The following is an 8,029-nucleotide window of genomic DNA, read 5'->3' as shown; positions in this document are numbered from 1 at the left end:
GCTTCAGCGCTCTTTCCTAGATCTCAGCAAAGAGTGCTCCCATCCCAACAACATACCAAAATTATCGATCGAAGATTGGCTCGTGCTTGGGCCAAGGTATGTAGTTGCGCTTCAGCGCTCTTTCATAAGATCTAAGCAAAGAGGGCTCGCATCCCAACAACGTACCTAATTTGTGTAATGACTGCTGATTTTTGGGACGGGTTCTGGGGATCTTCCCAGCTATTTTTGCAATCTTGTCTAGGCTTGTTGCAACCAGACACTCAATCAGCAACGGGGTTTCTCGGGCTTGGGCGCAAATCTTGGAAAAATGCCGGTGCCCTATTGGTGTTGGTTTATTGTAAAAAATTGTAAACTGTAACGAGTGCTTTCTGCATCTAATATTTTTTCGAGGAGTCCCATGAAGCAACTTTTGATAGCTGAGCGCTTTTGCCTGATTGCCCACGTCTTGTCAATGGCCTTTGGATTGGCAGGGTTGCTGCTGATTTTACCCCATCCCGAATTCGTGATGAATTTATCGCCCGCCGGACAAACTTTGTTCCAATGGGGGATGGCTGGGGGTGGAGTAGTTTATATCATTTTTGGCGCAGCAGCGGTTGCTCTCTATGCCTATCGGACGTTGGGGCTGGGTGCAACTCTGACATTTTTGCTGCCTTCTGTGTTTTTATCTTTGAGTAGCGAGTTGTTGGGAACGAGTACGGGTTTTCCCTTCGGCCATTACCACTATTTAAGCGGGTTGGGCTACAAAATTGCAGGGCTGGTGCCGTTTACAATTCCCATGTCGTGGTTTTATCTAGGACTGGTTTCATATATAATTGCTCGCGCTGGGCTGGCTGGTGGTAAAGGCGAATTGAATTGGGTGCGCCAAATAGGCGCGATCGCCCTTGGCGCTCTATTATTGACAGCTTGGGATTTTGTACTAGATCCGGCGATGAGTCAAACTTCTGTACCTTTTTGGGAGTTTGAGGAACTTGGCGCTTTCTTTGGGATGCCTTACCGCAATTTGGCGGGCTGGATGGGTACCGGGGCGCTGTTTATGTCTGTAGCAGCTTTCTTTTGGAGAAAAACTTCGATAAAATTAGAGCGATCGGAATTGAGTTTGCCTTTAATTGTTTATTTGGTAAACTTTGCTTTCGGAGCGATTATCACTGTCACTTCCTTGGATTCTCGGTTCTGGTTCCCGACATCGCTAGCTGTGCTTCTGGGTGTAGTTCCGGCGATCGTATTAAGCTCGATCGCTAAACCCGCAGCAGATGACATAACAGAAGCAATTCCGTCTTTGGAATCTGCTCTCAAAGCTGAAATTCCATCTCAGCGCGTAGGCGCTTTGCGGAAGTAAGCGGCTGATGAGGAATCATATCGTTTCCGGTCGATTGACTGCAATAATATTCGTTCGTAGTGCGGACTTTAGTCCGCACTCAGGCTGCGGACTTAAGTCCGCACTACGAACCGTTTTTGTTATGGTAATTGAGCGGACACGAGCTCACTGCTGATTTGGCAAAAATTCACAGGAAATTTTGAGCTAATTTAAAAACCCGGTTTTAACAAGAAACCGGGTTTTTCAGCAATTATATTTTCATGCCAAATTCCTGTAATATGTTTGAGGTCATATCGTGTCCGAGCGTCGATTAACCGCAATAATATTCGTTCGTAGTGCGGACTTTAGTCCGCACTCAGGCTGCGGACTTAAGTCCGCACTACGAACCGTTAATATGTTTGAGGTCATAGCGTGTCCGATCGTCGATTAACCGCAATAATATTCGTTCGTAGTGCGGACTTTAGTCCGCTCCGATCTTGCGGACTAAAGTCCGCACTACGAACCGTTTTTGTTGTGGTAAGCGACAGGACATGATATCAAAAGTTGATTAAATTTTTCAAATTGACACCAGCCGTAATTCCAAATTATTCAATTGAAAATCTAAAATCTAAAATCTAAAATCCTATGATCGATCCTAACCACCTTACAATCATCATCCCTGCCGCACTTTTGCTGTTGCAATTACCCGCTACCGCCCTTTTAATGTCGCGGTTAATTAAAGGCCCCTCGCGCATCCCGCCCCTGGAACCAGATTCCCCGACGCTGGACTTGTTGGGTGCTTGTACTGCGGTGGTGCCGACTTTGAACGAAGCAGAAAGAATTGCACCTTGTTTGGAAGGATTGAGTCACCAAAGTTACGAGCTCCGAGAGGTGGTAGTTGTTGACAGCTATTCGGTAGATGGAACAGGGGATTTAGTCAAAGCTGCCGCCGAAAAAGACCCCCGGTTTCGCTTAATTAACGACGATCCGTTACCGCCTGGTTGGGTGGGGCGTCCGTGGGCGCTGAATTGGGGTTTTTTGGCAACTTCCGAGAAGTGCGAGTGGATTTTGGGGATAGATGCGGATACTCAGCCGCATCCGGGTTTGATCGCAAGTTTGCTCAAAACTGCTGCTGCTGGAAATTACGATTTGATTTCGCTGTCGCCGCAGTTCATCCTCAAGTATCCGGGCGAGTTGTGGCTGCAACCTGCGCTGTTAATGACTTTGGTGTATCGCTTCGGCCCCACGGGAACCGGCGGGGATGTGCCGGAACGGGTGATGGCAAACGGTCAGTGTTTCCTCTGCAAGCGCGAGGTTTTGGTGGCTTTAGGGGGCTATGAAGTCGCAAAAGGTTCTTTTTGCGATGATGTGACTCTGGCTCGCTATGCTGCGGCTCAGGGCTTTAAGGTGGGCTTTTTGGATGGGGCGAAAGTCTTGAAGGTGCGGATGTATGAGGGGGCGATCGAGACTTGGAATGAATGGGGGCGATCGCTCGATCTCAAAGATGCTGCTTCTAGCGGTCAAATTTGGGGCGATTTGTGGCTGTTGTTGGCGGTTCAAGGTTTGCCGGTGCCGATCGTCCTTTGGTATTTGCTATCGGGTTCCCTACCTGCGATCGCTGTATCTGGGCAGTTTGGGCTGTGGGGATTGAATGTATTTTTGGTTGCAGTGCGATCGGCTTTGTGTTTTGCGATCGCTCCGAGTTACGATCGCACCCAAGCTTCTGGTAAATGGCTATTTTGGCTGTCACCTTTAGCCGATCCGTTAGCGTTTGTGCGGATTCTAATTTCTGCGTTTAATCAGCCGACTCAGTGGCGCGGCCGCAAGTATAGTTAACTTATGACAGGCGGATCGCGATTGGAATGGGCGATCGAATTTACATTTGTGCGATCGGCTGATTTGATATTACACTCGCGACTCAGTTTCAATTATAATAGTATGTATCGATATGCTGCCAATCTGGCGATCGAAAAGTATTTGTTCTAGACTGAGGGTCGGAGCTATGATCGACTGTCTCAATTTGGCTCGCTACTTCATTATCAGAGCTTATGAAGATGGTATAGAAGCTGACATGACTAATATGAAGATTCAGAAGCTTTTATACTACGCACAGAGCTTGCATTTGGCACTCTATGATGAGGCCTTCTTTGGAGAAGAAATCCAAGCATGGCGCTACGGCCCTGTTTGTCCTCCTGCTTATAGGTTTTACAGTGAGTTTGAAGCTAGCCAGCTACCTATTCCTAACAAAGAATCCTTATTGCAGCTTACCTCTGATAAGCAAGAGCTTTTAGAAGAAATTTGGGGATATTTCGGTGGTTATCATGCTTATGGATTAAGCAATATGACTCACGGTGAATTTCCTTGGAAAAAAGCTCGTAAAGGTCTACTTCCTGAAGCAAGTTCAACGGAGCCAATTCTTCTCGAAGACATGAAAGCATTAGGTTATCAGAAGCTCGATTTGATAGAGCGCAAGCACCCCGCATACGAACTAGCAATGTCTGAAGTTTTGAAGGATACCTTTGATTCCGAATCATCAAATCGTATTGAAAAAGGAGAAGTCCATGAGTGGCTCAACTCCCTTCTCGATTGAAGCTTCCGACAATTTCAACCGTTCCTTTAAAAAACTTGCAAAAATTCACGGAGCTAGCTTTGTTGAAATAATTTCAAAAGTTTTGGAAGAATTAATTGATTACCAATATCCAAACAATTCCCGTAATGAGCCTTTACCGGGAAAAATTAAGTTGCCAGAAGAATGGACATTTCACAAGATAGATTTTAGGATTGCTAAAGGAGCTTCGGGACAGATTAGACTAATGTACTTAGTTAACGCAACTACTTGTATTATTAAACTCGTTTGGATTTACAGTCACGAGCAGTTTTCAAAACGTCCTGCTGATGCGGATTTAAAGAGTGTACTTAGAGAAATTTTAGAATTTTAAATCAACAAACTGAACAAGACTTCGGAGAGTTTAATTGCCGCTCCAAAGATAGCTTTAAACCCGGTTTCTACGAGTTTTGCGTTGACGATAAATCTACAAAGAAACCGGGTTTTTGAGGTCAGGAATGCCCACCGATTGCGATCGGGGCGCACTGCATTCTCCCTTTTTCAAGCCTTCAGCAAAGCTTTAGATGCCGATTCCCCAGCGATTCGGAGTTGCCTCCTCAATTGCAGATTCAGCAGCACCAACACAGTCCACTGGCAGAGTATCGAGACACAAATGTCATATATTGACTGGTCTCTCAAGGCAGATGAAGATCCAAAGATGGGAAATACTGAGGGAAAGCACAGACAAAATAATTGGTGGTAAAAGGATAGCCCCTCCGACTGTACAAGTCGCCCAAACTGCTTGATTTCGGATTTTTGCGAACATGAATAGCTGAGTGAGGCCGGCGTAAATCAGGATAAGATTGATAAACGCAATCATCGCAGGAAAAGCGGTGTGATTCACCAGCAGCCAAGGTGTTAAAATCACTGTCGAACTGAGGAGATTGATTGCTATTGCAATTGGTGCTGGACTTTTTTCGCTCCAAATTAAATCGAGTATTGGGTATTTGCGCCACAACTTCTGACTACTCGGAACGATTTGTTTCCGATACCTCGCCCAATCATACAAAGCTTGTCTTTCCGAGGTTAAAGCCGCAATCAAAGCTAAAAAAACCATCAAATTTGGGATCGACAAACAGACGATTTCATCAAGGGAGTATTTATTTGATTGGAGTGCAAATCCTAAAATTATTGACTGATAGGAAATCACCAGCAAATAACTTTGTCGCTTGCTCAAAACAGTGGCGGTGGGGTTGGGAAAGCGACGCTGCCATCCCTGGTATATCCAATAGGTTGCCACTGCACAAATCAATAAAGATAAGGCGGTAGAAGACACAAGATTTTTGCCAATCTGCAAATGGAACCATTCCAGACTATCGAACTCTTCAGTTAACCAGTTAAGGTTAGAATGGGATGACTCATTAACTTGATAAGCTACCTGTTTCAAGACAGCAGCCGGAGAGAAAAATGCTAACAAGTCCGCAGCATTGCCGACTGATGGTGCCTTAAAAGCTGTGCTAATAAAACCCAAAACCGCAGCACTAGCCAGCCAAGGCTGAAACCCTCCCAACCAACTGGTTGTTAAACCAAATAGCATTGCACCGCTGTAAAATAAAGCACAGCTAGCTACCATTGCTATGTCGAAACATAAAATATGATGCAGAGGTATTTGAGCTGCTAATCCGCTGTACAGGTGCAGCGGTACAGCAAGAATTGCTGCCAGATACAGTAAAATTGGGACGCCGAGAATTTTACCCAGAAAAATTGTGTTGGCAGATTGGGGGCTGAGGCGAATAAAGTTAAGTGTGCCTCGGCGTTCCTCTTTGTCTAAGTCGCTCACCAGCATATAAGTGCCGGCTACTAAAAGTGCGATCGCACTAAATATGCTCAGGTAAACGAATATTTCTAGCCACCAAGAGGGCCAGTTAATGATGAAATTTCCTGCCGCATCTTGGATACACTTGATTGAATCACCTTTGGTATTGCCATCAAATCCAGTGCAGAATCTGTGATGAATGGGGTACTTGTAATCGCTGGGAAGAGGCGCAACGGGTATCTGGCTCCTCGACGACAAAAACAGCACCAGTTGACTGCTGAGGGAAAGGACGCTGGCGATCGCAATATTGCCCATTTTCAGCCGGCCTTTAAGTTCTCGAAATAACTGGGAATTCCAGTTACCGATTGTGTCTAGCAAGTTGAGAGTCATAGATAATTGTTTTGAGTTGTGAGTGAACAATTGGAAATCGGGTGATTTATTTAATAGTCTTGAACTGGGTGCAGCGACCTGTGCAAGGCAAATATGTTTGTAGGGGCGAAGCATGACCGCAGTCAATATGGGATTATAACTAATAACTTATATGCGGTCATGCTTCGCCCTCTTCAAAACCCAGATGCACCCATTGAACGCATTTAGACCACAGAAACCGGGTTTTTTTGTGAGTCTCGTGGCTCCGATGAAAGATTTTGGTAAAAACCAGGTTTTTGACCGCCCGTGCGTCCAAGGCTATTTAAGATGCTTGTTTGTGTCCCATTTTCAGAAAGATAGTTTCTAAGTCTTCTTGAGTGCAGTGAAATTCTGTGAGGGGAATATTGGCATTGACGAGCGATCGCAATAAATTCGCTGCATCTTCCCGGCTTCCTGAAAAATGAACGCACACCTGCTGAGTTTCCGGCACTATTTCCCAACTTTCAACCCAAGGAAAGTTCTTGAGTTCGGATGTCAACCCTTCTAAATTGCCCAAAGTTGACAGGAAAATTTGCTGTTTCCCGAGGCGTTTGTAAAGTTCTTGTAAAGGGGCGCTTTCCACAAGATAGCCCAATTCCATAATCCCTACCCAGGTGCAAAGTTCGGCTAAATCGCTGAGAACGTGGGATGATATGACTACGGTCATGCCGGCTTGTTGCAAGGATTTGATGATTTCGCGAAATTGCGATCGCGCGATCGGATCTAAACCCGAAACTGGTTCGTCTAACAGCAACAACAGCGGTTCGTGAATAATCGTGCGCCCCAAACTCAGGCGCTGCTTCATTCCCCGCGACAGAGTGGAAATTAAGCTGTTGCGCTTGTTGGTTAATTGCACGAGTTCTAAAACTGCATAGATGCGCTCTCTGCGCCGGGGTTGTCGCAGGTTGTAGAGTCTGGCAAAGTAATCTAAATAATCGCAAACAGTCAAATCGTCGTAAAGCGGAAAATCGTCGGGAAGAAAACCGATGCGCTGTTTGAGAGTGGGATTAGATCGATCGCGCAACAAGCGTTTGCCGTTGATGTAAATCTCCCCTGTAGTAGGTTCTTCAGCGGAGGCCAACATTCGCAGCAAGGTAGTTTTGCCCGCACCGTTGGGGCCGATGAGGCCACAGATTTCCCCGGCGCCGACTTGCAAGTCGATGTCATTGACGGCAATATGGCGATCGAATTGTTTGGTAAGTCCGCGAGTGTCTATTGCTAATTCTTTTGCCATAGTTAAAAGGCGAGTGAAATTGGCTGCGGTTTGTCTCTAGAAAAGGAAGTTTAAGCTTGTATCTAGCTTAGCCTTTTGATACAGCAGTTGTCAGCGGTATTGCGGAAAATTAACTGTTAAATTTTAAAAAGATTACGATTTATGTTTAAAAATAAGCTCGCTCAGTATTTAAACTAAATCTCAAAAATAATCCAACTTTTGTGGCCTGGGGACGCGAGTCAGTCCAAAATGTAAAAACTAAAACAGCTTATTATTATACCAGCCAAAGATTGCTAACGCGATTCCATAATTTAGGTTGGTTAGCGAAATCACAGACAGTAATTTTAGACGATCTATAGACTTGTAAGTAAGGTGCGTCAGACTTAGGCTGCGTGCGAAATAATTAGATTGTGGGCTTGACGCACCCTACAATATATGTGTTCGTTGTGTAAGTCATCAACTACAAAACTGCCATAACAATTAAGGCTAACAAGCAGCTTAACTGCATCCCTAAGCTTAATACCCTAAACATGGGATTGAGACCGGCGATGTGAATCATTGAATGCAGCAGCCGAAATACAATGTAGGCAACAATCAGCGAATCTACGGCTATTCCAGAGACGCCCCTAACTGTTAGCAGAAAAACAACTCCCAAATAGCTGGTAAAAGTATAGTCATCTATTACATGACATGGGAGGCTTCAAGTCCCTCCCCTTTCGCTTTCACTTCGAGCGGATTAACCCGCCTCGGCTG

The 8,029-nt window shown here is 45.3% G+C and carries 8 protein-coding genes; 5 read left to right on the top strand and 3 right to left on the bottom strand.

Annotation, left to right across the window (positions count from 1 at the left end; all coding sequences use genetic code 11):
- The first annotated feature begins 397 nt into the window (after nt 1-397).
- The 5 genes from cruF to JGK36_RS23725 all read left to right on the top strand — a co-directional run bounded on the left by cruF (nt 398) and on the right by JGK36_RS23725 (nt 4,233).
- On the top strand, nt 398-1,336 hold the full coding sequence (gene cruF / locus JGK36_RS23745; protein WP_293179163.1) for a gamma-carotene 1'-hydroxylase CruF: 939 nt from the start codon (nt 398-400) through the stop codon (nt 1,334-1,336).
- 603 nt (nt 1,337-1,939) lie between these two features.
- Nucleotides 1,940-3,130, top strand: a complete 1,191-nt coding sequence (cruG, locus tag JGK36_RS23740; protein WP_293179160.1) for a 2'-O-glycosyltransferase CruG — start codon at nt 1,940-1,942, stop codon at nt 3,128-3,130.
- Between the two features lie 3 nt (nt 3,131-3,133).
- On the top strand, nt 3,134-3,280 hold the full coding sequence (locus JGK36_RS23735) for a hypothetical protein (protein WP_293198203.1): 147 nt from the start codon (nt 3,134-3,136) through the stop codon (nt 3,278-3,280).
- Between the two features lie 16 nt (nt 3,281-3,296).
- Nucleotides 3,297-3,884, top strand: coding sequence for a Panacea domain-containing protein (locus JGK36_RS23730; protein ID WP_293179154.1), 588 nt, complete (start codon nt 3,297-3,299; stop codon nt 3,882-3,884).
- Nucleotides 3,856-4,233, top strand: coding sequence for a hypothetical protein (locus JGK36_RS23725; protein WP_293179151.1), 378 nt, complete (start codon nt 3,856-3,858; stop codon nt 4,231-4,233). Before JGK36_RS23730 ends, JGK36_RS23725 begins: the two co-directional genes overlap by 29 nt.
- 282 nt (nt 4,234-4,515) lie before the next feature.
- Here JGK36_RS23725 and JGK36_RS23720 read toward each other — a convergent pair whose 3' ends face one another.
- From JGK36_RS23720 to JGK36_RS23710, 3 genes are all read right to left on the bottom strand, one after another.
- Nucleotides 4,516-6,045, bottom strand: a complete 1,530-nt coding sequence (locus JGK36_RS23720) for a hypothetical protein (RefSeq protein WP_293201137.1) — start codon at nt 6,043-6,045, stop codon at nt 4,516-4,518.
- Nucleotides 6,046-6,346: 301 nt separating this feature from the next.
- Nucleotides 6,347-7,297 (bottom strand): ABC transporter ATP-binding protein, encoded by a 951-nt coding sequence (locus JGK36_RS23715; RefSeq protein WP_293198199.1) that lies wholly within the window; start codon nt 7,295-7,297, stop codon nt 6,347-6,349.
- A 439-nt stretch (nt 7,298-7,736) separates the two neighbouring features.
- Complete coding sequence (locus JGK36_RS23710; protein ID WP_293198197.1) at nt 7,737-7,931, bottom strand: MAPEG family protein; 195 nt, start codon at nt 7,929-7,931, stop codon at nt 7,737-7,739.
- Between the last annotated feature and the right edge of the window lie 98 nt (nt 7,932-8,029).

Origin of the sequence: Microcoleus sp. PH2017_35_SFW_U_B, assembly GCF_020737865.1 — a bacterium.
Lineage (GTDB): Bacteria > Cyanobacteriota > Cyanobacteriia > Cyanobacteriales > Microcoleaceae > Microcoleus.
Note: the sequence above shows the minus strand (reverse complement) of the source record. Positions and strands in the feature narration are given on the sequence as shown.

Bases quoted from the DNA above. Each gene is read 5' to 3' on its own strand.
- cruF (WP_293179163.1), top strand. From the start codon at position 398: ATGAAGCAACTTTTGATAGCTGAGCGCTTTTGCCTGATTGCCCACGTC.
- cruG (WP_293179160.1), top strand. From the start codon at position 1,940: ATGATCGATCCTAACCACCTTACAATCATCATCCCTGCCGCACTTTTG.
- JGK36_RS23735 (WP_293198203.1), top strand. From the start codon at position 3,134: ATGACAGGCGGATCGCGATTGGAATGGGCGATCGAATTTACATTTGTG.
- JGK36_RS23730 (WP_293179154.1), top strand. From the start codon at position 3,297: ATGATCGACTGTCTCAATTTGGCTCGCTACTTCATTATCAGAGCTTAT.
- JGK36_RS23725 (WP_293179151.1), top strand. From the start codon at position 3,856: ATGAGTGGCTCAACTCCCTTCTCGATTGAAGCTTCCGACAATTTCAAC.
- JGK36_RS23720 (WP_293201137.1), bottom strand. From the start codon at position 6,045: ATGACTCTCAACTTGCTAGACACAATCGGTAACTGGAATTCCCAGTTA.
- JGK36_RS23715 (WP_293198199.1), bottom strand. From the start codon at position 7,297: ATGGCAAAAGAATTAGCAATAGACACTCGCGGACTTACCAAACAATTC.